At 68.7% G+C, this 23,663-nt stretch carries 25 protein-coding genes; 16 read left to right on the top strand and 9 right to left on the bottom strand.

Annotation, left to right across the window (positions count from 1 at the left end; all coding sequences use genetic code 11):
• Nucleotides 1–434 precede the first annotated feature (434 nt).
• Together QTI68_RS23820 and QTI68_RS23815 are read right to left on the bottom strand one after the other, a co-directional pair.
• The gene (locus QTI68_RS23820) at nucleotides 435–1,595 is read right to left on the bottom strand and encodes an MFS transporter (RefSeq protein WP_286525077.1); all 1,161 of its coding nucleotides are present in this window, start codon (nucleotides 1,593–1,595) and stop codon (nucleotides 435–437) included.
• 45 nt (nucleotides 1,596–1,640) lie between these two features.
• Nucleotides 1,641–2,588 carry an AraC family transcriptional regulator gene (locus QTI68_RS23815; protein ID WP_286525076.1) on the bottom strand — a complete coding sequence of 316 codons (948 nt, stop codon included), beginning with the start codon at nucleotides 2,586–2,588 and terminating at the stop codon, nucleotides 1,641–1,643.
• A 229-nt stretch (nucleotides 2,589–2,817) separates the two neighbouring features.
• Between QTI68_RS23815 and QTI68_RS23810 the strand changes: the two genes are divergently transcribed.
• Nucleotides 2,818–3,150: a hypothetical protein gene (locus QTI68_RS23810; protein ID WP_286525075.1), complete on the top strand. Its 333-nt coding sequence runs from the start codon at nucleotides 2,818–2,820 to the stop codon at nucleotides 3,148–3,150.
• Between the two features lie 125 nt (nucleotides 3,151–3,275).
• Nucleotides 3,276–3,647: a response regulator gene (locus QTI68_RS23805; protein WP_286525074.1), complete on the top strand. Its 372-nt coding sequence runs from the start codon at nucleotides 3,276–3,278 to the stop codon at nucleotides 3,645–3,647.
• 18 nt (nucleotides 3,648–3,665) lie between these two features.
• On the opposite strand, the gene QTI68_RS23800 is transcribed toward QTI68_RS23805, so the two are convergent.
• Entirely contained in the window at nucleotides 3,666–4,415 is a 750-nt protein-coding gene (locus QTI68_RS23800; protein ID WP_286525073.1) for an SDR family oxidoreductase, read from the bottom strand.
• Between the two features lie 135 nt (nucleotides 4,416–4,550).
• Here QTI68_RS23800 and QTI68_RS23795 point away from each other — a divergent pair, with 135 nt between their 5' ends.
• Nucleotides 4,551–5,477, top strand: a complete 927-nt coding sequence (locus tag QTI68_RS23795) for a LysR family transcriptional regulator (protein WP_286525067.1) — start codon at nucleotides 4,551–4,553, stop codon at nucleotides 5,475–5,477.
• Here QTI68_RS23795 and QTI68_RS23790 read toward each other — a convergent pair.
• Nucleotides 5,461–5,640, bottom strand: a complete 180-nt coding sequence (locus tag QTI68_RS23790; protein ID WP_286525066.1) for a hypothetical protein — start codon at nucleotides 5,638–5,640, stop codon at nucleotides 5,461–5,463. The two genes, QTI68_RS23795 and QTI68_RS23790, sit on opposite strands and share 17 nt — an antisense overlap.
• 177 nt (nucleotides 5,641–5,817) lie before the next feature.
• Between QTI68_RS23790 and QTI68_RS23785 the strand changes: the two genes are divergently transcribed.
• The 11 genes from QTI68_RS23785 (at nucleotide 5,818) to QTI68_RS23735 (ending at nucleotide 16,547) form a co-directional block, all read left to right on the top strand.
• On the top strand, nucleotides 5,818–6,513 hold the full coding sequence (locus tag QTI68_RS23785; protein WP_286525065.1) for a sigma-70 family RNA polymerase sigma factor: 696 nt from the start codon (nucleotides 5,818–5,820) through the stop codon (nucleotides 6,511–6,513).
• A complete protein-coding gene (locus tag QTI68_RS23780; protein WP_286525064.1) occupies nucleotides 6,510–7,193 on the top strand; it encodes a zf-HC2 domain-containing protein in 684 nt (227 codons plus the stop codon). The genes QTI68_RS23785 and QTI68_RS23780 overlap by 4 nt, the downstream gene beginning before the upstream one ends.
• Complete coding sequence (locus QTI68_RS23775) at nucleotides 7,190–8,431, top strand: S8 family serine peptidase (protein ID WP_286525062.1); 1,242 nt, start codon at nucleotides 7,190–7,192, stop codon at nucleotides 8,429–8,431. Before QTI68_RS23780 ends, QTI68_RS23775 begins: the two co-directional genes overlap by 4 nt.
• 1 nt (nucleotide 8,432) lies before the next feature.
• Nucleotides 8,433–9,128: a TorF family putative porin gene (locus tag QTI68_RS23770; protein ID WP_286525061.1), complete on the top strand. Its 696-nt coding sequence runs from the start codon at nucleotides 8,433–8,435 to the stop codon at nucleotides 9,126–9,128.
• Between the two features lie 69 nt (nucleotides 9,129–9,197).
• A complete protein-coding gene (locus QTI68_RS23765) occupies nucleotides 9,198–10,361 on the top strand; it encodes a TIGR03118 family protein (protein WP_286525059.1) in 1,164 nt (387 codons plus the stop codon).
• Between the two features lie 28 nt (nucleotides 10,362–10,389).
• Nucleotides 10,390–10,929, top strand: a complete 540-nt coding sequence (locus tag QTI68_RS23760; RefSeq protein WP_286525058.1) for a tetratricopeptide repeat protein — start codon at nucleotides 10,390–10,392, stop codon at nucleotides 10,927–10,929.
• A 4-nt stretch (nucleotides 10,930–10,933) separates the two neighbouring features.
• Complete coding sequence (locus QTI68_RS23755) at nucleotides 10,934–11,497, top strand: SRPBCC family protein (RefSeq protein WP_286525056.1); 564 nt, start codon at nucleotides 10,934–10,936, stop codon at nucleotides 11,495–11,497.
• A gap of 134 nt (nucleotides 11,498–11,631) precedes the next feature.
• Nucleotides 11,632–13,728: a PASTA domain-containing protein gene (locus QTI68_RS23750; protein ID WP_286525055.1), complete on the top strand. Its 2,097-nt coding sequence runs from the start codon at nucleotides 11,632–11,634 to the stop codon at nucleotides 13,726–13,728.
• Nucleotides 13,725–14,402 (top strand): hypothetical protein, encoded by a 678-nt coding sequence (locus QTI68_RS23745; RefSeq protein WP_286525053.1) that lies wholly within the window; start codon nucleotides 13,725–13,727, stop codon nucleotides 14,400–14,402. Before QTI68_RS23750 ends, QTI68_RS23745 begins: the two co-directional genes overlap by 4 nt.
• Before the next feature lie 381 nt (nucleotides 14,403–14,783).
• A complete protein-coding gene (locus QTI68_RS23740; RefSeq protein ID WP_286525052.1) occupies nucleotides 14,784–16,103 on the top strand; it encodes a porin in 1,320 nt (439 codons plus the stop codon).
• A 135-nt stretch (nucleotides 16,104–16,238) separates the two neighbouring features.
• The gene (locus tag QTI68_RS23735) at nucleotides 16,239–16,547 is read left to right on the top strand and encodes a LysR family transcriptional regulator (RefSeq protein WP_286525051.1); all 309 of its coding nucleotides are present in this window, start codon (nucleotides 16,239–16,241) and stop codon (nucleotides 16,545–16,547) included.
• A gap of 6 nt (nucleotides 16,548–16,553) precedes the next feature.
• On the opposite strand, the gene QTI68_RS23730 is transcribed toward QTI68_RS23735, so the two are convergent.
• The 5 genes from QTI68_RS23730 to nadB form a co-directional block, all read right to left on the bottom strand.
• Nucleotides 16,554–17,582, bottom strand: coding sequence for an AraC family transcriptional regulator (locus QTI68_RS23730; RefSeq protein ID WP_286525049.1), 1,029 nt, complete (start codon nucleotides 17,580–17,582; stop codon nucleotides 16,554–16,556).
• Nucleotides 17,583–17,689: 107 nt separating this feature from the next.
• A complete protein-coding gene (gene panC / locus QTI68_RS23725) occupies nucleotides 17,690–18,526 on the bottom strand; it encodes a pantoate--beta-alanine ligase (protein WP_286525047.1) in 837 nt (278 codons plus the stop codon).
• 11 nt (nucleotides 18,527–18,537) lie between these two features.
• Complete coding sequence (panB, locus tag QTI68_RS23720; protein ID WP_286525045.1) at nucleotides 18,538–19,422, bottom strand: 3-methyl-2-oxobutanoate hydroxymethyltransferase; 885 nt, start codon at nucleotides 19,420–19,422, stop codon at nucleotides 18,538–18,540.
• A gap of 10 nt (nucleotides 19,423–19,432) precedes the next feature.
• Nucleotides 19,433–19,834: an aspartate 1-decarboxylase gene (gene panD, locus QTI68_RS23715; protein ID WP_286525044.1), complete on the bottom strand. Its 402-nt coding sequence runs from the start codon at nucleotides 19,832–19,834 to the stop codon at nucleotides 19,433–19,435.
• 48 nt (nucleotides 19,835–19,882) lie between these two features.
• The gene (gene nadB, locus QTI68_RS23710; RefSeq protein ID WP_286525043.1) at nucleotides 19,883–21,460 is read right to left on the bottom strand and encodes an L-aspartate oxidase; all 1,578 of its coding nucleotides are present in this window, start codon (nucleotides 21,458–21,460) and stop codon (nucleotides 19,883–19,885) included.
• Nucleotides 21,461–21,618: 158 nt separating this feature from the next.
• Between nadB and nadC the strand changes: the two genes are divergently transcribed.
• A complete protein-coding gene (gene nadC, locus QTI68_RS23705) occupies nucleotides 21,619–22,500 on the top strand; it encodes a carboxylating nicotinate-nucleotide diphosphorylase (protein ID WP_286525042.1) in 882 nt (293 codons plus the stop codon).
• On the top strand, nucleotides 22,497–23,621 hold the full coding sequence (nadA, locus tag QTI68_RS23700) for a quinolinate synthase NadA (RefSeq protein ID WP_286525041.1): 1,125 nt from the start codon (nucleotides 22,497–22,499) through the stop codon (nucleotides 23,619–23,621). Before nadC ends, nadA begins: the two co-directional genes overlap by 4 nt.
• The last annotated feature ends 42 nt before the right edge of the window (nucleotides 23,622–23,663 follow it).

Genomic DNA, 23,663 nt, shown 5'->3' with positions numbered 1-23,663 from the left:
GCCTGAGCCATGCTATGGATTGTCGGTCCATATAGTTTGTGGACGAACCACCGAACCACCTCCGCTACATCAGCGTGTTCGTTGACGAGCCCGAGTCAGGCGCTGCGCTTGGCCGGTGCGCGAGGGCGGTGTGAGCCGTATCCGACCGCGTCTGCCAGCGGGCACCCCGCTTAGAGGATCACAGTTACGCTCGGCCGACCTGTGGACTTGCCAGAAGCAAGGTACGAGATGTTGGCGTCTCCTCAGTACTCCGCCGGCGCTCACATCGATGAACGTGTCTTCGAGAACGGACCTGGGCGGTCGTAACCATCTCCGAACGGCAACCACCAGCACGGCTAACCCCGCGGCGAGGCCAAGATAGACCGCAAGCACGGCGAGGTGCCCCGCCTCGAGAGGCGTCAGCTTCCAATAGCCGAGAGGTAGAGAAGGGCCTGCTAAGAAATGCCTTCTGAGCGTCTGACAGTCGGTGCCTCATCGCGATATACGGGGTGTCCTTTCGAAGGGACTCGCAGTTCCGAATGGGGGAAAAGGGCAAGGGAGAGCCACCCCATGCCGATGGCCACCAGCGCGAAGCCTGCCGTCAGGGATTCGCGTGCCCCGTATCGCAACCAGCGTCCGGCGCTCGTGGCGGTCACGATGACGATGCCGCAGAGCGGGAGGAAGGCGGAGCCCGACGCCAGCGGGCTGAAGTTCAGGATCGACTGGAGATAGAGGTTCCCGATGAAGAACATCGGAAAGATCACCAGCTGTCCGATGCCGGCGTACACCAAGGCCTCCATCAAACCGCCATTCCTCCAGGTCGCCGGAGGAATCAACGCATGGGCGATGGCCCTCTGACGGATCAGGAACCCACCCAGCAACACTGCGCCGGTGAGCACCAAGAGCCACAGTACGCGGGTATCGCTCTGGGGTTCACCGAACTGCACGATGCCCCATGCGAGCAGGGTCTGGCCACCGATCAGAAGCAGGCCCCCAAGTCCATCGGCTCGCCCGCGACGCGCGCCACTGCCGAACTTCGAGAACACGGCAAGCGAACAGAGCAAGAGCAAAGCCGGTATTGCGACGCTGATCCAGAAGGTCGACCGCCAGCCGAGCCACGCGGTCAGTGCGCCTCCCAGGAAGGTGCCCATCGCGCCCCCGAGACCGCCCATCGCTGCCATCAACCCAAGAGCCTTGAATCGCGGCTCGCCCTGGAAAGTGGCCAGGATCAAGGCCAGGCTGGCAGCGGCGGACAACGCGGATCCAAGCCCTTGGATCGCGCGTCCCGTGATCAAGAGTTCGGGCGTCGACGCCAACGCGGACACGGCGGAGCCGATGGCGAGCACCAACAGGCCGGCCTGGAAGATGCGCGTCCGGCCAAGAATGTCCGCAATCCTTCCAGATGCCAGCAGGGCGCCACCGAAGACGGTCAGGTAGGCGTTGGCAATCCACGATTGGCCGGTTTCGGAGAATCGAAGCTCTCCGGCGATGGTCGGAACGATGACATTGATGATCGAGGCATCCACGATCAACAGAAGTTGCGTGGTTGCCAGGAGAAACATCAAGCCTTTGAAGTTCTGTGCGGTGTGGGCTGCGGATGACAAGGTGCGCTCCATGACGAATCTGGAGCCAAGGCTAGAGACCCACCCCGAAACGCTCAACTAACCAGCGTCTTGAATTTGATAGCGATCGTCCAAGTGAAGGCCGAGTGACGATCGGGTCGAACGAAGTGCGAGATACAAGCCCACCGTGCTTTCATATCCGACCCGGTGTGCAATTTCCTCTCTGCTGAGCCTTGTCGTTCTCATGAGCGCTTGCGCATTCGACACCCGAACCTTCGAGAGATACCGAGCGGGCGCGCATCCGGTCGCCTGGCGAAATGCGAGGCTGAAGGCGGACCTCGACATGCCGGCGGAGGAAGCGATGCCTGCGACTGTCGAGCGTTCCTTGTATTCCGTGTGCATGTACAGGAGTGCGTTCGCGATGCGAGGGTCTCGCAGGGCGCGACTCATGGACGTGGTGGCCGATTCGACATCGAGCGCGACCCGAAGCCCGAGCACGTAGATCAGCTCCAGGCCGCGCAGGAGAGCGAAGCTGCTCCCCACATGAAAGCGCTCGACTTCGCGCAGCAGTCCGTCGATCGTGCCTTGAAGCAGCGGCTCGCGCTCTATCTGGTGCTTGCGGATGACGATGATTTCCGGAAGCAGCTTGTACAGCGGGGTCGAGGCATGGCCGCCGCAATGCAGGCCGATACACAGGAACAACGCAGGTCCATCGGTCCCTGGGATTTCCACTCTGACGAATCCTCCTTTGCGCGGGCTGGGGAGAATCTGTTCGAGCGCCAGGGAAACCGCCGGTGTGGAGCTGCCGATCCGATGGGCGCCGCCGTGCGGGAAGATGGCCAGGTCGCCGTGGTTCAGGGGGATGGTGGCATTCGGGTGTCCGATGTCGATCGCCATCGATCCCTCTTCGACATAGTGGAAGAGCGCGCAGGCTTCGCGCGGTCCTGCAAAGGACCAGTCGCCCCCGGTTCGCCAAGCGCTCACGAAAGCGCCCTCCAGGCGAAGCGGGTCGACGATCATCGAGAAAAGATCCTCGGTCGCTTGCATGGGCCCTCCGGTCCGTGGTTCGGGCTGCGACATGGAACCCGTGACGCACAGACTAGGGGTGACCGGGTGCGGCTTGGTCCGCAAGGCGCGTGCGAGGTTTCTCCTTTTCGGCCGCACACGCCCGGTGTCCCGAATCAAGCAACCTCCCGCCTCTCCCAGCTTCTGCCGTACAGTCGGATTCCGCTGGGGGACCGGCCGCGGCCGTCACCGGCCATATCAGGAGCGAAAGATGGGCAACCCAAACCAGGCCGGAACAGCATCCACGTCGACGATCGAGGAAGCGCTGGACAAGAACAAGAACGCCACCGAGGAGGTCAAGAAGGCTGCCGATGATCTCCTGGTCGTGCACACGGTCCTCAAGGAAGAGCTCTCGCAGGACGCCCAGGCCGAGGTGGTCGGCCGCGCGGTCGAGCAGGCGGGTGAACTCGAGAAGCGGCTGACCAAATCGGCAGAACTGCTTGATGAGGTCAACGAAACCCTGGAGCAGGTTGCCCAGGGCGGCGACGGCTCCGGCGGCGGTTCCGACCGCAATCCGCCGACACAGGGTGCCCCTCGCCATTGACTCGCAGTGATCCGTAGCTGTTACAAGCTGTTGGCCTACATGGGGGCGGGTGACGTTCTGCGCTAATTGCTGGAGCTAGAAGGCCCGCGCGGCGACTCCCAACCAGGCGCCCTTGGCGTTCCACGATGCCGCTCAGAACGATCCTCATAGAGGACAGCGAGACGATTCGCGAAAACCTCATACCGACGTTGGCAGAGATGGCCGACGCGAGCGTGATCGAGATCGCCGAGACGGCTTCGGAAGCGATCGCCGCACTGGATCGGCACAAGCAGGATTGGGACCTGGCCATCGTCGACCTGTTCCTGAAAGCGGGCTCCGGGTTGGGCGTTCTGCGTGCCGCGCGTGACCGATCGCCGCATCAGCACATGGTCGTGCTGACCAACTATCCCACGGCAGAGATCCGTCGAAGGTGTCGAGACCTCGGTGCGGATGGCGTCTTCGACAAGTCCACCGAACTCGAAGCCTTCTTCGATCTCTGCCGCTCCTATGGCGTCTAGCCCGCTACTGGCCGCGCCTTAGAGGTTGCTCATCCCGCCGTCGATCACCAGTTCGCTGCCGACGGTGAACTTCGACTCGTCCGAGGCGAGGAAGACCACCGCCTTGGCGATCTCCGAGGGCTCGCCGAAGCGGCCGGCCGGGATCTGGCCGAGGATGGCGCCGGCCATCTTGTCGAGATCGGCCGCGGGCAGGCCCAGCTTGCCGTAGAGCGGCGTCGAGATCGGGCCCGGGCTGACCGCGTTGACGCGGATGCCGCGGCCGATCAGCTCGCCCGACAGCGTGCGCGCCAGCGTGATCAGGCCGCCCTTGGTCGCCGCGTAGACGCTCGAATTGGGCATGCCCACGCGGGCGTTGATCGAGGTGTTGAGCACGATCGACGTCGGATTCGCCAGGATCGGCAGCAGCGCCTGCACCAGGAACAGCGGGCCCTTGAGGTTGACCGCGATCGAGCGGTCGAAGCCGGCTTCGTCCCATTGTTCGAGCGGCCGGAAATCGGCCACCCCCGCGTTGATGAAGACCGCATCGATCTGGCCGAAGGACTCCTTCAGCGCCTGCGCCAGGTGCTTCTGGTCCGCCACGCTGCCGGCGTCGACGCGCAGGATCAGCGCTTCCTTGCCGAGTTCGGCGCGGGCCCGCTCGATGGTCTCGGGGTTGCTGCCGGTGACCGCCACGCGGGCACCTTCGGCGATGAACTGCCGTGCCGTCTCGAGGCCGATGCCGCTGGTGCCGCCGGTGACGAGTGCGCGCTTGCCGTTGAGTCTGTTCATGATGCTTCCTTCAGTTTGGGTGGTTGATGCGGCGCGATGTCGTGCCGTGAGATGAACTGTAGGGTTCATCTTCCTTGAGGTAAATGGGCTGAACAAGCACAATTCATTCAGCTTTTGTGAATCAAGGAGAGATCCATGGACCGGCTGCGCGCCTTCGAGGTGTTCGTCGCGGTGGTCGCCAGGCAGGGTTTCGCGCGCGCGGCGGAGGCGCTCGACACCTCGCCCGCCAACGTCACGCGCTATATCGCCGAGCTCGAGGCCCACCTGGGCACGCGGCTGCTCAATCGCCACTCGCGCAAGCTCTCGCTGACCGACAGCGGGCAGGCGCTGTACGAGCGGGCGCGCAGCATCCTCGACGAGGTGGCCGAGGCCGAGGCGCTGAGTGCCTCGAGCACGCTGCAGCCGCGCGGGCGGCTGCGGGTCAATGCGCCGGTGAGCTTCGGCATCCTGCACATGGCGCCGCTGTGGCCCAAGTTCCTGAAGAAGTACCCTGACGTGGAGCTCGAGGTGTCGCTGATCGACCGCGTGGTCGACCTGGTGGAAGAGGGCTTCGACCTCGGCATCCGGATCTCGCGCACCGGGTCGACCACGCACATTGCACGCAAGCTGGCGGCGTCGCGCAACATCGTCTGCGCCGCACCGGGCTACCTGCGGCAGCACGGCCGACCGAAGTCGCCCGCCGACCTGGCCGACCATGCGTGCATCGGCTACACCTTCTCGGCCACCGGCGACGACTGGCACCTGCTCGATGCGCACGGGCTGGAGCATGTGGTGAAGGTGCCGTCGGTCATGCGCGCCAACAACGGCGACACGGCGCGCGCCGCCGCGCTGGCGGGCGTGGGCGTGATCTGGCAGCCGAGCTTCCTGGTCGGCGACGACCTGCGGGCGGGGCGGCTGGTGCCGCTGCTGCCCGGCTACCGCATGGCGGACATCGACATCCTCGCGGTGTACCCGAGCCGGCGCCACCTGAGCGCCAAGGTGCGCGTGATGATCGATTTCCTGGCCGACGCCTTCAAGGGGACGCCGCCATGGGATCGCCCGGCCGCTACCGGGTCCCGATGACCAGGCAGATCGCCAGCACCGCGACCAGGCCGGCGAGCAGGAAGCCGATCACGCGCTCCTTCGAGCGGGACGGCGCCCTGGGCACATGCGTCTGGTCCGCCCGGTTCAAGGACGCGAAGCTGCTGAAGCTCTGAGTTTGGGAGTCGGCAGATGGACGTGACATGTAGGTCATTGTGGCTACTCTCCCGGAGCGCTCCAAGGAACTAATGCACGCTTAAGTACGCAGTTCTGTGACGCCGTCCGGCCGGCGAGCATTGAACCGATCCTGCGTTTCCGGGAATGAACAGACCGGGGCGGCAGCCGCCGCCCGGATCATCGAGCCAGCCCGCCTGGAGGCCCCATGGACATTCCCCCGCAGTCGGCCGCCCGCCACCCGACCCGTCTCGACGGCCGGGAGTACAGTGCGCCGTACGTCCCACGCGTCGAGTCCCCCATGCCGAGCATGCCCCGCGATGCCGTTCGGCCATCGGCCGAGGGGGCCGCCTTGGCCGAAAGCGCCGAGGCCCGGCTGGTCGGCCGCACCGCCAACGGCGACCTGCAGGCGTTCGAGCAGCTGTACCGCGCCTACCACCCCCGCCTGTCGCGCTTCCTGGACCGCGTGATGCGGCGCTCCGGCCTGGTCGGCGAGGTGCTCAACGACACCATGCTGGTGGTCTGGAACCGTGCCGCCAGCTACGACGGTCGCAGCAAGGTCTCGACCTGGATCTTCGCGATCGGCTACCGCAAGGCCCTCAAGGCGCTCAGCCGCCTCGACGAGCCGATCGACGACGAGGGCGACGACCAGCCCGCGCCGCCGGAGGCCGGCCCCGAACACCGCGCCGCCCGCTCGCAGATGTGCACGGCGCTGGCGCAGGCGGTGGACCAGCTCTCGCTCGAGCAGCGGGCGGTCGTCCACCTGGCTTATTTCCACGGCATCGGCTGCCGCGAGATCGGCGACATCGTCGGCTGCCCGGTCGACACCGTGAAGACGCGCATGTTCCACGCCCGGCGCAGGCTCAAGACCCTGCTGGCGGGCCGGCTGGAGGATTGGCTGTGAGCGGGCAGGTGGTCCCCCTCGGCAGCGATGTGCACCTGAAGGTGCAGTCGTTGTTGCCCTGGTACGTCGGCGCCACGCTCGACGCGCAGGAGCGCGAGGGGGTCGAAGCCCACCTCGCCGACTGCCCGCGCTGCCGGGCCGAGCTGGCCGTGGAGCGGGCGCTGCAGGAAGCCTATGCGGCCACCGGCAGCGATGACGCCCCCGGCGATGCCGACCAGGGGTTCGCCGCATTGCGCGGGCGCCTCGTCGGGGGCGCGGCGCCGCCGCCGCCGCCGCGGCGTCGCGGCTTGCTGGCGGGCCTGCGCGATCGCTGGCGCGAGAGTCCGCCGTGGACCCGCTGGGCCCTGGCCGGCCAGTGGGTGCTGGTCGCGGCCCTGGGTGGCTTGCTCGTGCTGCCGTTGTGGCCCGAGCCGCGCTACCGCGCGCTCGGCGAGCCCGCGGCCGTGCCGGCCGGCGCCGACGGCGGCCAGCTGATCGTGAGGTTCCGGCCCGACGCCACCGAGCAGGAGATGCGGCGCGTGCTGCGCGACAGCAGGGCGCGGCTGGTCTACGGGCCGACCGCCACCGATGCCTACCTTCTCGCCGTGCCGGCCGGTCTCGAAACGGCCGCGGTGCAGCGCCTGCGCCAGGAAAAGGCGGTGCTGCTGGTCGAATCGCTCGATCGCCGGGCGGCGCCATGAAGCGCTGGCTGGTCGCATGGCTGCTCGCGCTGGCCGCGCTCCAGCCCCTCGCCGGCGCGGCGGCGGCCGACCCGGTCGAAGCGCCGGCCGCCGCTCCCCACCAGGTGCTGCTGCTGTTGCGCCTGCCGCCGGAACACTACCGGCCCGAGAGCGGCTATTCGGGCGGCTATGGCGGCGGCGCGGCGCATGGCGCGCGGCGCCGCGTGGCGGCCGAGCTGGCGCGCGAACACGGGCTGACCCTGGTCACCGACTGGGCCATGCCGCTGCTGGGCGTGGATTGCTTCGTGCTGACCGTGCCGGACGACCGCCCGCCCGAGGACGTGGCGCAGGCCTTGTCGCGCGATCCGCGCGTCGACTGGGCCCAGCCGATGAACGAGTTCCGAACCCGCGGCCACGACGACCCGCTGGCCCCGCTGCAGCCGGTGGCGCAGGCCTGGCACCTGGAGGAACTGCACGAGATCGCCACCGGCCGCAACGTGCGCGTGGCCGTGGTCGACAGCCGCATCGACCGGCACCATCCGGACCTCGAAGGCCAGGTGGCGCTGGAGGAGGACTTCGTCGACGGCCATGGCGACCAGCCCGAGGACCACGGCACCGCGGTCGCCGGCATCATCGCCGCGCGCGCCGACAACGGCGCGGGCATCCTGGGGGTGGCGCCGAACGCGCGGCTGCTGGCGCTGCGCGCCTGCTGGCAGCAGAGCAGCCAGTCCACCGTGTGCACCAGCCTGGGCCTGGCCATGGCGCTGCACTTCGCCATCACCCACGGCGCCGAGGTCATCAACCTGAGCCTCAGCGGGCCGTCCGACCGCCTGCTCGACAGGCTGCTGGACGTGGCGCTGGCGCGCCGCATCAGCGTCGTCGCCGCGGTCGATCGAAGCCGGCGGGATGGCGGATTCCCGGCTTCCCATGCGGGCGTGGTGGCGGTCAGCGACGAGAACGAAGGGCCGGCCTTGCCGGGCGTGCTGGTGGCGCCGGGGCGGGACGTGCCGACCACCCTGCCGGGAGACCGATGGAACCTGGTGTCGGGCTCGTCGTATGCCGCTGCCCATGTGGCGGGCCTGTTCGCCCTGATGCGCGAGCCGTCGCCGACACGCGCGGGGTTGCCCTCGACGGCCGGTGTCGTGTCCCTTCCGGGTGGAGGGATCGACGCCTGTGCCACACTGGCCCGCGTCGCAGGCGGCGGCGCCTGCGTCCGCACCGTGACGCGCTCCACGACACCCTCCAACCTGCGCCAGTGACATGCCGGCCGCCGGTCTGCGTGTCGCGTTCGGCCCCTCGCTCTTCCTCGCCTGCGGCGTCGCCCTGGCGCAGGCCGGCGGCAGCATCGCGCTGCTGTCGGACTACCGCTGGCGGGGCGTTTCGCTCAGCGACGACCGGCCGACCTACCAGCTGAGCGCCACCTACGACCATCCGGGCGGCTGGTTCGGCGGTGCCTCGCTCACCGGCGTGGCCCTGGGCCCGTACGACCGGCGCCAGGTGCAACTGCTCGGCTACGCCGGCTATGCGGGCCGGCTGTCGGAGCGCCTGGGCTGGGAGGCGGGCGCGACCGGCGTCCACTTCAGCGTCGATTCGCGCTACGACTACGGCGAAGCCTTCGCCGGGCTGAACGGCGAGCGCTGGAACATGCGGCTGCACTTCGCGCCCGACTACTTCGGGCGCGGCATGCGCACCGCCTATGCCGAGTTCAACGTCGGCGTTCCCCTCTCGGCCCTGGTGCGGGCGACGGCCCACGCGGGTGCCCTGGTGCGGGTCGGCGGCGCGCCGACCGAAGACGGACGCACCGACCTCGACGGCAGCATCGGGATCGCGGTCGCCCGCGATGCGTGGGAGGTGCGGATCGACTGGATCGCCGGCGGCCGCAGCAGCATTTACCCGACCGGCTACGGACACGCGCCGAACGCCACGCTGGTGTTGAGCGCCTCGTTCTCCTTCTGAACTGCAGGCCGATGAACCTTCGGGCCCGGGCGCGGAATACACAGAGCCCAGCCCGAAAGGAAACGCAACATGACCAGCACCTGCCGCTTGAAGTTGTACGGAGTCGCTTTTGCGAGCGCGATCGTGGTGGCCGCCTGCGGTGGCGGCGGTGGCTATTCCGGCGGCATGGCGTCGGTCATCGCCCCGCCTGCCGCTGCCCCTGCCGGCGGCGGCGCGGCCGTCATGGCCAAGGGCTTCGTCGCGACCAACCTGGTGTCCGACCTGCCGGTCGCGAACACGCTGTATGCGAACGCCAACGCCGATCCGACCCTGGTCGACGCATGGGGCGTGGTCTTCAACCCGCGGGCCTTCGTCTGGGTGGCGAACCGGTCCACCTCGACCTCGACGCTGTACGACGGCGCCGGCGTGCCGCAGTCGCTGGTGGTGTCGATCCCGCCCGGCACTGCGGGCAGCGCCAGGCCGACGGGCATCGTCTTCAACGGCCATTCGGACTTCATGGTCACGGCCAACGGCATGTCCGGCGCGAGTGCCTTCATCTTCGCCGGCCTGGGCGGCACGCTGTCGGGCTGGTCGCCCGGTGTCGACCAGACCCATGCCATCACGGCCTTCGACGGCGGCAACGCCGGGGCGGTATACACGGGGCTGGCGCTCGCCAGTCGGGGCGCGTCGGACTTCTTGTACGCGGCGGATTTCCGGAATGCGACGGTCGACATGTTCGACGCGACATTCAACAAGGTCGGCGGCGCGGGCAGCTTCGTCGACCAGGCCTTGCCGGCCGGCTATGCGCCCTACGGCGTCCAGGCGATCGGCGACCAGGTCTATGTGAGCTATGCCAGGCAGGGCGCGCAGGCGGGCGTTGCTGTCCCGGGCGCCGGTCAGGGCGCGATCGATGTCTTCGACACGGCCGGCAACCTGGTCAAGCGGCTGGTGTCACCCGGCGGCGCGCTCAACGCACCGTGGGGCATGGCCATGGCGCCGGCCGGCTTCGGCAACTTCGGCAACGCCTTGCTGGTGGCCAACGTTGGCGACGGAAAGATCAACGCGTTCGACGCCTCGACCGGTGTCCTGCTGGGCACAATGTCGATGGCGGACGGCAACCCGATCGCCATCGACGGACTGCACGGGATCGCGTTCGGCAACGGCATCGGCAACCAGCCGACGAGCACGCTTTTCTTCGCCGCGGGCCCCGGCGGAGGAATCCATGGCGTCTACGGGCGCATCGACATCCGCTGAGGCCTGGGCCATGAAGGAGCAACTCACCATGAAACGCGCAATGACAGTCTTCGTTTCCGTCGCCTCGCTGGCCTTCAGCCTGTCCGCGCTCGCGGCTGGGGGAGGGGGTGGAGGCGGCGGTGGTGGCGGCGGTGGTGGTGGAGGAGGCGGCGGCGGCGGTGGACCGGGAACCAGCGAGCAAGTCAATCCCGATCCCGACTTCAGGGCCGGCATGACGGCCGTCAAGAAGGAGGACTGGCAGCAGGTCGTGGTCCACATGACGGTCTACGTGCTGCGCGCGCCGGGCGACGCCGATGCCTGGAACGAGCTCGGCCACGCGCACCGCAAGCTCGGCAACATGGACCTGGCGCTGAGCGACTACGACAAGGCGCTGAAGATCAACCCGAAGCATCGGGGCGCGCACGAATACCTCGGCGAAGCCTACCTGCAGATGGGCGACCTCGGCCGGGCCGAGCAGGAGCTGAAGGTGCTCGACGGGCTCTGCTTCTTTCCGTGCGAGGAGTACACCGACCTGAAGGCGGAGATCGCGAAGTACCGCAGCCAGCAACGCGCGCAGTCGGGATCGTGACGCCTTGAAGCCGCATGCCGCCGCCAGGGTCCTGCTGCTCGCCGGGGCGCTGTGCATGCACGCCGCGGCCGGTGCGCAGCAGGTCGCGATCGAGACCAACGGCCAGGGCGAGTCGATCACCGTGACGGCGTCGGCCGAGATGCGGGTGGACCCGCGCACGGTGTGGGGCGTGATCACCGACTACGACCATCTCGCCGAGTTCATTCCCTACATGCGCAGCTCGCGCGTGGTGTGGCGCGGCGCCGACCACGTCATCGTCGAGCAGACGGGGGAGTTCGGCTTCCTGTGGTTCAGCCAGCCGGTGCAGGCGCGGCTGGCGGTGGTCGAAGTGCCGCCGCGGTCGGTCGTGGCGCATGCGGTCGGCGGCAATCTCAGGGAGATGGAAGGCCGCTACACGGTGGCGATCATGCCCACCGGCACGGTGCGGCTGAGCTATTCGGGCCGGCTGGTGCCCGACTTCGCGGTCCCGCCGGTGATCGGCAAGATGGTGGTGCGCAACGTGCTCGCCGATCAGTTCCGGGCCATGGTCGAGGAGATCGTGCGCCGCGATGCGGAGAAGGCGCAGTAGCCCGGTCACACCCTCAGTTGTGATGATGGCCGTCCGGCGGAGCCCGGTGCGCCGAATGGCCAATGGACAGCCACTGCGCTGGCTGGGACCATCCTCCTGCATGCACACCGTGCGTGCGGTCGAGGAGGTGCTCCATGCGCGAACGCCCGTCAGGCCGATCGCCCGCCAACGCCCTGGCCCAGGCCCTGGTGTGGCTCGCGTTGGGCATGGGCGCATCGTGGGCGCAGGACGCACCGGTGCAGCCGATCGATCGCTCGAAGCTGCTGCAGAAGCGGGTGCCGGCGCAAGCGCCGACCGAAGCGATGACGCAAGTCCCGGCGCAGGGCGCGACCCGGGCACGGGTACCGACACCGGCACCGGCACCGGCACCGAAACCGGCACCGGGGACGTCTGACGCAGCCCCGCCTGCGGCCCAGGCGCCGCCGCAGCGTCCTTCGGAGCGGGACCGGTTCACCAGGGCCCTGGCGGAGGCCGCTGCCGCAGCTGCCGCCGCTGCTGCCGCCGGGCACGCAAGGACGCCGGATCCCGCCAGCCCGCCTCGGCAGCCGGCGCCTGATCGACCCGCTCCGCGCACGCCCGACCCGCCGGTGCAGGTGCCTCGGTACCGGGTGCCGGACCTGGCCGGCCAGGACTGCATCGGCGCGCGCCAGGCGGTCATGAACGCGGGGCTGATGCAGTTCCAGTGCGAGGTGGTCGCGGGCCCCGGCACGCTGCCTTCCGGCCGCATCTACAGCCAGTCGCCGGGGCCCGGCACCATCTTGAACGAGCAGCGGCCGGTGCAGGCGCGGCAGCAACCGGTGCAGGTGCTGGTGCCGAACGTCGTCGGCATGCCCGAGGCCCAGGCCGCGGCTGCAGTGGCCCAGCGCAACCTGAGGGCGTCGATGTCCGGGCCGGCCGCGAGCACCGGCCGGCAGGTGGCGAACCAGTCGCCGCAGGCCGGCGCTGCGGCCCTGCCGGGCAGCAGCGTGAGCCTGACGCTGGCCTTGACCGTGCCGATGCTCGACGGCCTCGACTGCGATGCGGCGCGTGCCAGCGCGCGTGCCCATGGCTTCGATGCCTTCGGTTGCGAGCCGCGATTCGCGGGCGCCTCGCAGCCCTTGCACAAGGTCTTCGAGCAGCTGCCGAGGGCCGGCGCCGTGCTCGCTTCGCCGCAACCGGTGCAGGTGGCGGTCGCCAAGGCGGTGCAGGTCCCGAACGTCGTCGGCCTCGGACTCGGGAAAGCGCTGGCCGCGCTCGACGGCGCCATGCTGCAGGGCCGCCCCGACGGCAGCGATGGCGATCGCGACGTGCGCACGCAGCGTCCTGCGGCGGGCAGCGAGGCGCCGCCGCACAGCGCGGTCGAGCTGGCGACGCTGCGCTTCGTGAAGGTGCCGGCAGTGGTCGGGCTGTGGCTGTCGGATGCGAAGGTCCGGCTCCAGGGCGCGGGGCTCACTGACAAGCCGGACCATGCCGACCGCCCCGACGCGCGCAAGATCGACCACCAGCAGCCGCCGGCGGGCGAGCGCGCCGCGGCCGACACTGCCGTCGCGCTGTCCACCCATGTCGAGGTCGTGGTGCCGGACGTGCTGCTGAAGAGGCTGCCCGCGGCCATGGCGACGCTGCGGCAGGCAGGCCTGCTCCCCAAGCCCGACCCGGAGGATCGCGACAAGGATCGCGACCCGGAGCGCGAAGTGCGCTCGCAGACGCCGGCAGCGGGCACCTTCGTGCGCGAGAGCAGCGACGTGGCGCTGGCGACCATGCGGCTGGTCGTGGTGCCGGCCGTCGTCGGCCAGACCTGCGACAGCGCCGTGCAGAAGGCGCGCGACGAGGGCATCGCGTTCCGATGCAAGGTCGACAGCCTGCTGCCGGTGACGCTGGGGCAACCGGTGGTCACGTCGCAGCCGAGTTTCGACAAGCCGGTCGACCAGGGCACGCTCATCGAAGTGCTGGCGGAGCCGCCATGGTGGTCCACGCCGGCGCTGCTGACGATGCTGGTGTCGGGCATCGGCGGGTTGGGCTGGGGCGGCCGCCGGTGGTTCCGGTGGCGGCCGATCGCGGTGCCGCCGCCGCCGCCAGCACCGACGCTGTATTGGCGGCTCGCGCCTGACATTGCGCCGGCGCTCAGCCTGCACCTGGGCGGGGCCGATGGCGGCGCGCGCGATCGCGAGTCGGGCATGGGCTGGCGCGTGGCGGGCGGCGAGCCGCTCGTGTGCCTGCGAGGCCTGCAACCACTGGCAGGAGAATCGAAATGAGCGTTGTCGAACTGAAAAGCGATCAGGCCCTGCACCAGTTGCTCGCGGTGGTCGACACCGGCGAAGGCGTGAAGGAGGTGCGCCGCCTGGCGGCCCTGAGCGTGGGCAACGTCGATGCCAAGGGCGCCTCCATCCTCGGAAAGACAGTCGCCGACTGGGCGACGGCAGACCTCGAGAAGGAAATCGAGAAGGCGTTTTCTCCCGACCCCTTCGCACTGATGGCCAAGGCCTGGGCGCAGGTGCGCGAGGTTCGCAAGGCGATCGACGCCAGCCGCGGCCCGCCGCCGAAGGCGCAGACGGTGGCGCTGCTCAAGCACGAGATCGAAGCCAAGATGGAGCCGAGGCTGGTGCTCAACGTGACCGGCGTCGACTGGTGCGACGTCAAGCTCGCGCTGTCGCTGAAGATGAGCTTCGAATCGGTGCAGATCGAACTGAACGATGGCCGCATCAGCGCGTTGAAGCTGGGCAACCCGAGCGGCAGCATCAGCCTGAAGTGCGCCGGGGAGGAGGTGGCGGCCTTCAAGCGCGAGATCAAGATCGCGCGTGCCTACAAGTTCGCGGCACCGGTGCCGATGCCGGCGGCCGTGCCTGAAGCGCTGGCGTCGCCCGAATTGCCGGCGATGTCGCCATCGGCCGCGCCACTCATCAGTCTTGGCGTCCCGATCATTGCCTGAAGAAATTGGGACTGTATATTCAGATATTTCTTGCTTTTTAATAGGAAGTAAATACCTGACGCGCAATGCGCAGGTGTGATTGGCAATCAATGCCAATGCAATGAATCGCAGTCGACAGCGAATGAAGCTGTCATTCGACGCGCGATGACTGGCTCAATGCCATGTCGCAATACAACAACGCAACTCCAATTAGTTGAGGTCGACTTTGCATAGTCGCTGGTTGACTTTGCATGAATGACGCTGCCCTGAATAAAGGCCTCTGATGCAATAGCGACAACTTCCCAAAAGGAGGTTGGCCCGGGGTCTGGTGGGAGCAAGAAGTGCCAGTCACTCACAGCCCTTCGCACCGGAGCCCTATGTTTAACCTTGGAGAAACTTGCAATGAAAAAATCTCTAGTTGCCCTGGCTGCCCTGGCTGTCGCCGGTATTGCTTCGGCCCAGTCATCGGTCACCCTGTTCGGCGTGGTCGACGCGACCATCAGCGGCTTCTCGAACAAGTCGGAAGACCGGAACGCCCCCACCCTCGAGAGCCTGGCGAACCAGACCTTCGTGAACCGCGGCACCGCCACGACCAGCCAGACCGTGCTGCGCAACTCGGGCTACAACTCCAGCCGCCTGGGCTTCCGCGGCACCGAAGACCTCGGTGGTGGCCTGGCTGCCAGCTTCTGGCTCGAAGGCGCCCTGAACAACGACGACGGTACCGGCACTGCTGTCGGCGGCGGCCAGAACTGGCAGCGCCGTTCGACCGTCAGCCTGTCCGGCAACTTCGGTGAAATCCGCCTCGGCCGCGACTACACCCCGACGTTCTGGAACGACAACGTGTTCGATCCGTTCGGCCTCAATGGCGTGGGCGCCAACCTGATCTCGACCGCCAACGGCTACAACAACCCGGGCAGCGTGATCTCGCAAGGCGGCTTCACCGCCAACACGACCTACTCCCGCGCCAGCAACTCGATCGGCTACTTCCTGCCGCCGAACCTGGGCGGCTTCTACGGCCAGTTCATGTACGCCATGAACGAGAAGACCAGCTACGATCCGGGCGGCCTGACCCCTCCCGGCTCGGCGGCGGTCGTGAACGACCCCGCGCTGCTGCGTGTTTCTGGCAACGAGCGCGCCGGCCGCTACATCGGTGGACGCGTTGGCTATGCCAACGGTCCCCTGGACGTCGCGCTCGCCTACGGCGAAAGCACGGTCGGCTCGAACTTCTACGCCGGCACCACCGACAGCCTCGACACCTGGAACCTCGGCGCTTCTTACGACTTCGGTGTCGTCAAGCTGTTCGGCGAATACTCCAACGCCAAGCTGAAGCGCGACGCGTCGACGGTCTTCGTGCCGACCGCCGCCGACCCGTTCGGCTTCCGTCAGCCCAGCGCCGACGGTTGGCTGCTCGGTGCGACCGTGCCGGTCGGCCCTGGCCTGATCCGCATGTCTTACTCGGCGGTGAACTACAAGAACACCGGCACGTACATCGACCAGGTGCTGGGCTTCCGTCCCGACCCGAAGGCCGACAAGTTCGCCCTGGGCTATGTCCACAACCTGTCGAAGCGCACGGCCCTGTACGCGACGGTGGCGCGCGTGAACAACAAGGAAGGCTCCGACCTGACGCTGGGCGGCCCGGCGTTCGTGACCACCGCGGCAGGTGCCACGATGACCCCGAAGACCTCGACCGGCTACGACCTCGGCATTCGCCATTCCTTCTGATTCGAGGCGCAAGCCCGGATCAAGCAGCTAGCTCCGCAAGGCTGTCCGGTCATGGCCGGGCAGCCTTTTTTCATTCCAGGCCAGGGGGAGTCTCCAATGCAGAACGATGTTTCATCGAGCCACGCTGCGGGCGCCATGATCGACCTCAACGATCTCCGCGTCTTCGCCTATGTCGCCTCGCTTGCCAGCTTTTCGTCGGCAGCCGATGCCTTGCAGATCCACAAGTCGAGCGTGAGCCGAAGCGTCACCCGCCTCGAAACCATGCTCGACGCGCCTCTGCTCCAGCGCACGACCCGCAAGGTCTCGTTGACCCCGCGCGGCCGGGAGCTGAAAGAGCGTTGCGTCGACATCCTCTCGCGCATCCACGAGACGATCGGCTACGTCGGGCCAGTCAACCAGAGGCCGACGGGCGTGCCAGCCCGGCGCGCGCGCTTCGACGCCTAGTGCGGCCTAGTGCAGCCCGCCGCGCAAGGTCTGCCGCATCTTGCTCGGCGGCACGCGGTACCAGCACTTGAACTTGCGGCTGAAGTTGGTGGGGTCGTTGTAGCCGAGCTGCGATGCAATGGCCTCCATCGACAGCTCGGTGTGCTGCAGGTACCAGGCGGCGTGCGTCTTGCGCAAGTCGTCCTTGATGTCGGAATAGTTGAGCCCCGCTTCGGCCAGCCGGCGCGCCAGCGTCCGGCCCGAGATGCCCAGGTCGGTGGCGAGCTCGCCGACCTCGGGGTTGGCCGTCAGGCGTTCGAGCAGCGTGCGGCGAACGCGCGCCACGAAGTCCCCGTGCCCCAGCTCCGACTCCATCTTGCGGCATGCCTGCGCCGCCTCGTGGAAGGCGTCGGCGTCGGCGGCGGTCGAGCGCACCCGAAGCAGCTCGATCGGCAACTGGAAGCTGAGGTGCTCCTGGTCGAACTCGACCCGCCGGACATAGCGCAGGCAGGGGATGTCGTTGCCGGCCGGGCGAGGGTAGGGCAAGCCTGCCGCGAGCTCGTCGGCCGGCCGTCCCAGGATGGCTTCGAGCAGGCGGCAGTAGGCGCCCAGGATCGATTGCATGACGAAGACATGGGTCTCGCACAGGGGGCGCATCGGCTTGACCCTGAGCGTGCTCCAGCGCGGCCCGTTCTCGATCTTGACATCCATGCTGCGAAACATGAGCCTGGCATGCCGGCTCATGATCTGCAGGCCCTGGCCCAGGGTGTCGCTGGTCACGGCGGCGATGCCGACCGGGCTGTGGTACGGCTGGAGCATCGACCCCGCCATCAGCCCCAGCGCGGGTTCGCCGCTGGCCTGGATGGCGTGCATGACGAAGCGGCGGAAGACCGAGAAGTCGACCATCCGCTGGCCGTCGCTGAGATCCTGCCAGGCCAGGCCGGCGCTGGCGAGCACGTCCGACGGCCGAACGCCGCGGCTGTTCAGGCAGTCGACGATGCTGCGGATGTAGACGGGATGCGCGAACGGAATGGCGACTTCGCCTTGGACTGTCACGGTCGATCGGGGGTAGAGGTTGGAGCGCGTCCAATCTACCCCGCGTCGCTCGGACGCCATGCCTGAACTTGTCGCGAATCTTCCCTTTGGTCGGCAGACCTTTCTCGTCAAGCCGCTTGCGGGATCTCCAGGTTGTCGATCAGACGGGTGCTTCCCAGTCGCGCCGCTGCCAGCGCCACCAGTGGCTCGCCCGCGGCCGGTGCCTGCAGGTCGGTGCGCCGGCGCAGCACCATGTAGTCGGGCTGCCAGCCCCGCGCGCTGAGCGATTGCATCGCGCGCGCCTCGATCGCGGCGAAGTCGCGCTCGCCCGCCTGCACCGCCGCGGCCATGGCCTTCAGCGCGAGCGACAGCTGCACGGCTTCGGCGCGCGCGGCCTGGTCGAGGTAGCCGTTGCGCGAAGACAGCGCGAGCCCGTCATCGGCGCGCCGGGTCTCGCTGCCCACGACCTCGATCGGCAAGGCGAACTGCCGCACCATGTGGCGGATGACCAGCAGCTGCTGGTAGTCCTTCTTGCCGAACACGGCCACGCGCGGCTGCACGCAGGCGAAGAGTTTCATGACGACCGTGCAGACGCCGACGAAGAAGCCCGGGCGGAAGTGGCCTTCGAGGATGTCGGCCAGGGCGCCATCGGGATGCACCTTGCAGGTCTGGGGTTCGGGGTAGAGGGCACGCTCGTCGGGCGCGAACAGCAGGTCGCAGCCGGCCGCCTGCAGCTTCTCGCAGTCGCTGTCCCAGGTGCGCGGATAGGTGTCGAAATCCTCGTGTGGAAGGAACTGAAGGCGGTTCACGAAGATGCTGGCGACCGTGACGTCACCCCGCGGCCTGGCCTGCCGCACGAGCTCCAGGTGGCCGTCGTGCAGGTTGCCCATGGTGGGAACGAAGGCGGGGCGCTCGAAGCGGCCCAGGTGGTCGCGCAGTTCGGGGAGGGTGCGGATGACGTGCATGGTCGGGGCGCCTACCAGGCGTGGAGTGAGTCGTCGGGAAAGCTGCCGTCCTTGACGGCCCGGACATAGGCCTGCATGGCCTGCGCGATGCCTGGCGCATCGGCCATGAAGTTGCGGACGAACTTCGGCAGCTTGCCCAGTCCGACGCCCAGCATGTCGTGCATCACCAGCACCTGGCCCGCGGTGCCGCGGCCGGCGCCGATGCCGATGGTGGCGCAGTGCTTCAGTTCGGCCGTGAGTTCGGCGGCCAGCGCGGCGGGCACCATCTCGAGCACCAGCATCGCGGCGCCCGCATCCTGCAGCGCATGCGCCTGCTGCTTGAGCAGGGCCGCGGCCTCGCCGCCACGGCCCTGCACGCGGTAGCCGCCGAGCGCATGCACCGTCTGCGGCGTGAGGCCCAGGTGGGCGCAGACCGGAATGCCGCGCTCGACCAGGAAGCGCACGGTGTCGGTGGTCCAGCCGCCGCCTTCGAGCTTGACCATGTGGGCGCCGGCCTGCATCAGCACGGCAGCGCTGTGCAGCGCCTGTTCGCGCGAGGCGTGGTAGCTGCCGAAGGGCAGGTCGGCGATCAGCCAGGCCGTGCCCTGGACCCGGCGCAATCCGCGTTCGACGCTTTCGGTGTGGTAGCGCATGGTGTCCAGCGACACGCCCACGGTGCTGTTGAGGCCCTGGCAGACCATGCCCAGCGAGTCGCCGACCAGAAGGCATTCGACACCCGCGGCATCGGCCACGGCGGCGAAGGTGGCGTCGTAGGCGGTCAGCATGACGATCTTCTCGCCGCGCGCATGCATGTCGGCCAGCCGCGGCAGGCTGAGGGGCTTGCGCGTGGCCGGCGGCGAGGCCGGGGGCAGGGTGCCGTAGGGGATGGCCGCGTCGGCGGCGGCAGGGGTTGCCATTGCGGCTCGCTCAGGCCGCGACGGCCTCGCCGGAGGCGGCCTGCACGGGGATGTGGGCGCGCTCTTCCTTGATGCGGTTGGCGCCGTCGACGAACACCAGCTTCGGCCGATGGCCGGCCACCTGGTCTTCGGGCACCAGGCCGAAGGCGGCGATGATGATCAGGTCGCCGACCGAGGCCCGGCGCGCGGCCGAGCCGTTGACCGAGATGATGCCGCTGCCGCGCTGGCCGCGAATCGCATAGGTCACGAAGCGTTCTCCGTTGTTGATGTTCCAGATGTGGACCTGCTCGTTCTCGGCCAGGCCGGCGGCGTCGAGCAGGTCTTCGTCGATGGCGCAGGAGCCTTCGTAGTGCAGTTCGCAGTCGGTGACCGCGACACGGTGGATCTTGGACTTGAGCAGGGTGCGGAACATGATGCGAAAGCTCTTTCTCTGTGGACGAAAAGACGAAGGGCGTCCGCGTCAGAGCGCGGGCGGCACGAGGATGGTCGGCGCCGCGGGCGCGGCGAGCGCCGGGTAGTCGCGGCTGAAGTGCAGGCCGCGGCTTTCGCGCCGGGCCTGCGCCGAGCGCACGATCAGGTCCGCCACCTGCACCAGGTTGCGCAGCTCGAGCAGGTCGCGCGTGACGTGGAAGTTGCCGTAGAACTCCTGCACCTCGCCTTGCAGCAGCGCGATGCGGTGCGCCGCGCGTTCGAGCCGCTTGTTGGTGCGCACGATGCCGACGTAGTCCCACATGAAGCGGCGCAGCTCGTCCCAGTTGTGCGAGATGACCACCGTCTCGTCGGCATCGGTGACGCGGCTGTCGTCCCAGGCCGGCAGCGCGGCCTGGGGCTGCCGGGGTGATTCGACGATGGCCGCGGCGGCGGCGCGGGCGAACACCATGCACTCGACCAGCGAGTTGCTGGCCAGCCGGTTGGCGCCGTGCAGGCCGGTGCAGGCGGTCTCGCCGATCGCGTAGAGGCCGGGCACGTCGGTGCGGCCGGCCAGGTCGGTGAGCACCCCGCCGCAGGTGTAGTGCGCGGCCGGCACCACCGGGATCGGCGAGCGCGTGATGTCGATGCCGAGCGCGGCGCAGCGCGCCAGGATGTTCGGGAAGTGCTCCTGCAGGAAGGCCGGGCTCTGGTGGGAGATGTCGAGGTGCACGCAGTCGAGCCCGTGCTTCTTCATCTCGAAGTCGATGGCGCGAGCCACGATGTCGCGCGGCGCGAGTTCGGCGCGTTCGTCGTGCGCGGGCATGAAGCGGGTGCCGTCCGGCAGCAGCAGCCGGCCGCCCTCGCCGCGCACCGCTTCGCTGATCAGGAAGGACTTGGCATCGGGGTGGTACAGGCAGGTCGGGTGGAACTGGATGAACTCCATGTTCGCGACCCGGCAGCCCGCGCGCCAGGCCGCCGCGATGCCGTCGCCGGTGGCGGTGTCCGGATTGCTCGTGTAGAGGTAGACCTTGCCGGCACCGCCCGTGGCCAGCACGGTGTGGGGTGCGCGAAAGGTGAGCACCTCGTCGGTGGCCTCGTCGAGCACGTGCAGGCCCAGGCAGCCGGTGTCGGCGAGCCCGAGCTTGCGGCCCGTGATCAGGTCGACCAGCGTGTGCTGCTCGAACAGCGTGATGTTGGGCGTGCGCCTCACCTGCTCGATCAGGGTGCGCTGCACCGCGGCGCCGGTGGCGTCGGCCGCATGCACGATGCGGCGCTGGCTGTGGCCGCCTTCGCGCGTGAGGTGCAGCGCGCCGTCCTCGAGCGAGAAGGGCACGCCGAGCCCGCGCAGCCAGGCGATGGCCTCGGGTGCATGCTCGACCACGAAGCGCGTGGCGGCCAGGTCGCAGAGGCCCGCGCCCGCCACCAGCGTGTCGTCGACATGCGACTGCACGCTGTCGCCCTCGGCGAGCACCGCCGCGATGCCGCCCTGGGCCCACTGGCTGGCGCCATCGTCCACCGCGCGCTTGGTGATGACGGCCACGCGATGGGTGGCTGCGAGATGCAGTGCGGTGCTGAGTCCGGCCAGGCCGCTGCCGACGATCAGCACGTCGAATTCATGAAAAATCACAGGTCGTCACTCTTGCTTCGGATGTCGAACGGGGCGAACCATAACCGACTCTTGCGCTACGCCTGCGTGCATTTGCGCGGGCCGACCGGTGTCGGCATCGCTGCTACGATCGCGCCCATTCGCTGCTTGTGCGCGGCCTCGCGTTTCCGATGATGAAGATGGACAGTACCCTCGATTTTTCTTCCGCCGAGTGGGCCGCCGTGGTGCGCGCCGATGCACTGCGGGCCCTCGATGAAGACGTGGGAGGCGGCGATCTCACGGCCTCGCTGATCGATGCCGATCGCCGCGCGGTGGCGCGCGTCGTCGCCCGCGAGTCCGCCGTGCTGTGCGGCATCCCCTGGGTCGAGGCGGTGGTGCGGCATCTGGCCCCCGATGCGCGGATCACCTGGCATGTCGAAGAGGGCGCCCGCTGCGCGCCGGACCAGGTCGTGCTCGAACTCGCGGGTGCTGCCAGGGCGCTGCTCACGGCCGAGCGCACCGCGCTCAACTTCCTGCAGCTGCTGAGCGCGGTCGCAACCAAGACCGCGCTGCATGTCGATGCCGTGCGCGGCACGCGGGCCCGCATCGTCGACACCCGCAAGACGCTGCCCGGCCTTCGGCTGGCGCAGAAGTACGCGGTGCGCGCCGGCGGCGGCGTCAACCATCGCATCGGCCTCTACGACGCGGTGCTGATCAAGGAGAACCACATCGTCGCGGCCGGCGGCGTGAGCGCGGCGCTGGGTGCCGCGGCGCGCGTCGCGGGCCGTGCGAAGTTCGTGCAGATCGAGGTCGAGACGCTGGCGCAACTCGACGAGGCGCTGGCAAACGGCGCCCGCATGCTGCTGCTGGACAACATGGACCTGCCGACGCTGCGCGAGGCGGTGCGCCGCAACGATGCCGCCGGCGATGCCCGTGCCGTGCTCGAGATTTCGGGCGGCGTGACGCTCGAGGGCTTGCGCGCCCTGGCCGAGACCGGGGTCGACCGGATCTCCATCGGTGCCTTGACCAAGGACGTCAAGGCGGTCGATTTCTCGATGCGATTCCAGGAGGCCTCGGCATGAGCTTCGCGATGATCGACGTCGACTACGAGCAGCCGCTGGCCGCTGGCGACGGCAGCACGGCATGCGACACGCGCCATGCCTGGGCCCGCGTGCCGCCCGAGCCCGGGCCGGCCGAGCGCGAGGCCTTGAAGGCACGCATCCGCCGCCTGCTGCGCGAGCGCGATGCGGTGATGGTGTCGCACTACTACGTCCACCCCGACCTGCAGGACCTGGCCGAGGAGACCGGCGGCCTGGTGAGCGATTCGCTCGAGATGGCGCGCTTCGGCCGCGACCATGCGGCGCGGACGCTGGTGGTCTCGGGCGTGCGCTTCATGGGCGAGACTGCCAAGATCCTGTCGCCCGAGAAGCGGATCCTGATGCCCGACCTGGACGCGACCTGTTCGCTCGACCTCGGATGCCCGGAAGAAGACTTCGCCCGCTTCTGCGCGCTGCATCCCGACCGCACGGTCGTGGTCTATGCCAACACCAGCGCCGCCGTGAAGGCGCGCGCCGACTGGCTCGTGACCTCGAGCTGCGCGCTCGACGTGGTGCGCGCGCTGACGGCGCAGGGGCAGAAGATCCTGTGGGCGCCCGACCGGCACCTGGGCGACTACATCCGCCGCGAGACCGGCGCCGACATGGTGAGCTGGGGCGGCGCCTGCATCGTGCACGACGAATTCAAGGCGCTCGAACTCGAGCTGCTCAAGCAGGCGCACCCCGGGGCCCGCGTGCTGGTGCATCCCGAGGCCCCGGCCGATGTGATCGCGCTGGCGGATGCGGTGGGTTCGACCTCGGCCATCCTGAGCGCGGCGCAGCGCATGGAGGCCAGCGAGTTCATCGTCGCCACCGACAGCGGCATGCTGCACAAGCTGCGCACCCTGAACCCGGGCAAGACTTTCATCGAGGCGCCCACGGCCGGCAACTCGGCCACGTGCAAGAGCTGCGCCCACTGTCCATGGATGGCGATGAACGGCCTCGCCGGCTTGGCCCACGTGCTGGAGACCGGGGCGGGCGAGGTGCATGTCGACCCGGCATTGGGGCGCCGGGCGCGGGTGCCGATCGACCGCATGCTGGCTTTCACGGCCGCACTCCGGGGCGGCCAGCCGGTCGATCACCTGGTCGCAGGCATCGGCGCGGTCTGAGCTAGCCCCCACGCTCCCCCACTTCGTGTGGGTCGCTGCCCC

It is taken from the genome of Variovorax sp. J31P207 (assembly GCF_030316965.1).
GTDB classification, from domain to species: Bacteria; Pseudomonadota; Gammaproteobacteria; order Burkholderiales; family Burkholderiaceae_C; genus Variovorax; species Variovorax ginsengisoli_B.
The sequence above is the reverse complement of the archived record's forward strand: the minus strand, read 5'-3'. Positions and strand labels throughout refer to the sequence as shown.

What these genes read in the sequence shown, in the direction of transcription:
- QTI68_RS23820 (WP_286525077.1), bottom strand. Translation starts at nt 1,595, where the DNA reads ATGGAGCGCACCTTGTCATCCGCAGCCCACACCGCACAGAACTTCAAA.
- QTI68_RS23815 (WP_286525076.1), bottom strand. Translation starts at nt 2,588, where the DNA reads ATGCAAGCGACCGAGGATCTTTTCTCGATGATCGTCGACCCGCTTCGC.
- QTI68_RS23810 (WP_286525075.1), top strand. Translation starts at nt 2,818, where the DNA reads ATGGGCAACCCAAACCAGGCCGGAACAGCATCCACGTCGACGATCGAG.
- QTI68_RS23805 (WP_286525074.1), top strand. Translation starts at nt 3,276, where the DNA reads ATGCCGCTCAGAACGATCCTCATAGAGGACAGCGAGACGATTCGCGAA.
- QTI68_RS23800 (WP_286525073.1), bottom strand. Translation starts at nt 4,415, where the DNA reads ATGAACAGACTCAACGGCAAGCGCGCACTCGTCACCGGCGGCACCAGC.
- QTI68_RS23795 (WP_286525067.1), top strand. Translation starts at nt 4,551, where the DNA reads ATGGACCGGCTGCGCGCCTTCGAGGTGTTCGTCGCGGTGGTCGCCAGG.
- QTI68_RS23790 (WP_286525066.1), bottom strand. Translation starts at nt 5,640, where the DNA reads ATGTCACGTCCATCTGCCGACTCCCAAACTCAGAGCTTCAGCAGCTTC.
- QTI68_RS23785 (WP_286525065.1), top strand. Translation starts at nt 5,818, where the DNA reads ATGGACATTCCCCCGCAGTCGGCCGCCCGCCACCCGACCCGTCTCGAC.
- QTI68_RS23775 (WP_286525062.1), top strand. Translation starts at nt 7,190, where the DNA reads ATGAAGCGCTGGCTGGTCGCATGGCTGCTCGCGCTGGCCGCGCTCCAG.
- QTI68_RS23770 (WP_286525061.1), top strand. Translation starts at nt 8,433, where the DNA reads ATGCCGGCCGCCGGTCTGCGTGTCGCGTTCGGCCCCTCGCTCTTCCTC.
- QTI68_RS23765 (WP_286525059.1), top strand. Translation starts at nt 9,198, where the DNA reads ATGACCAGCACCTGCCGCTTGAAGTTGTACGGAGTCGCTTTTGCGAGC.
- QTI68_RS23760 (WP_286525058.1), top strand. Translation starts at nt 10,390, where the DNA reads ATGAAACGCGCAATGACAGTCTTCGTTTCCGTCGCCTCGCTGGCCTTC.
- QTI68_RS23750 (WP_286525055.1), top strand. Translation starts at nt 11,632, where the DNA reads ATGCGCGAACGCCCGTCAGGCCGATCGCCCGCCAACGCCCTGGCCCAG.
- QTI68_RS23745 (WP_286525053.1), top strand. Translation starts at nt 13,725, where the DNA reads ATGAGCGTTGTCGAACTGAAAAGCGATCAGGCCCTGCACCAGTTGCTC.
- QTI68_RS23740 (WP_286525052.1), top strand. Translation starts at nt 14,784, where the DNA reads ATGAAAAAATCTCTAGTTGCCCTGGCTGCCCTGGCTGTCGCCGGTATT.
- QTI68_RS23735 (WP_286525051.1), top strand. Translation starts at nt 16,239, where the DNA reads ATGATCGACCTCAACGATCTCCGCGTCTTCGCCTATGTCGCCTCGCTT.
- panC (WP_286525047.1), bottom strand. Translation starts at nt 18,526, where the DNA reads ATGCACGTCATCCGCACCCTCCCCGAACTGCGCGACCACCTGGGCCGC.
- panB (WP_286525045.1), bottom strand. Translation starts at nt 19,422, where the DNA reads ATGGCAACCCCTGCCGCCGCCGACGCGGCCATCCCCTACGGCACCCTG.
- panD (WP_286525044.1), bottom strand. Translation starts at nt 19,834, where the DNA reads ATGTTCCGCACCCTGCTCAAGTCCAAGATCCACCGTGTCGCGGTCACC.
- nadC (WP_286525042.1), top strand. Translation starts at nt 21,619, where the DNA reads ATGGACAGTACCCTCGATTTTTCTTCCGCCGAGTGGGCCGCCGTGGTG.
- nadA (WP_286525041.1), top strand. Translation starts at nt 22,497, where the DNA reads ATGAGCTTCGCGATGATCGACGTCGACTACGAGCAGCCGCTGGCCGCT.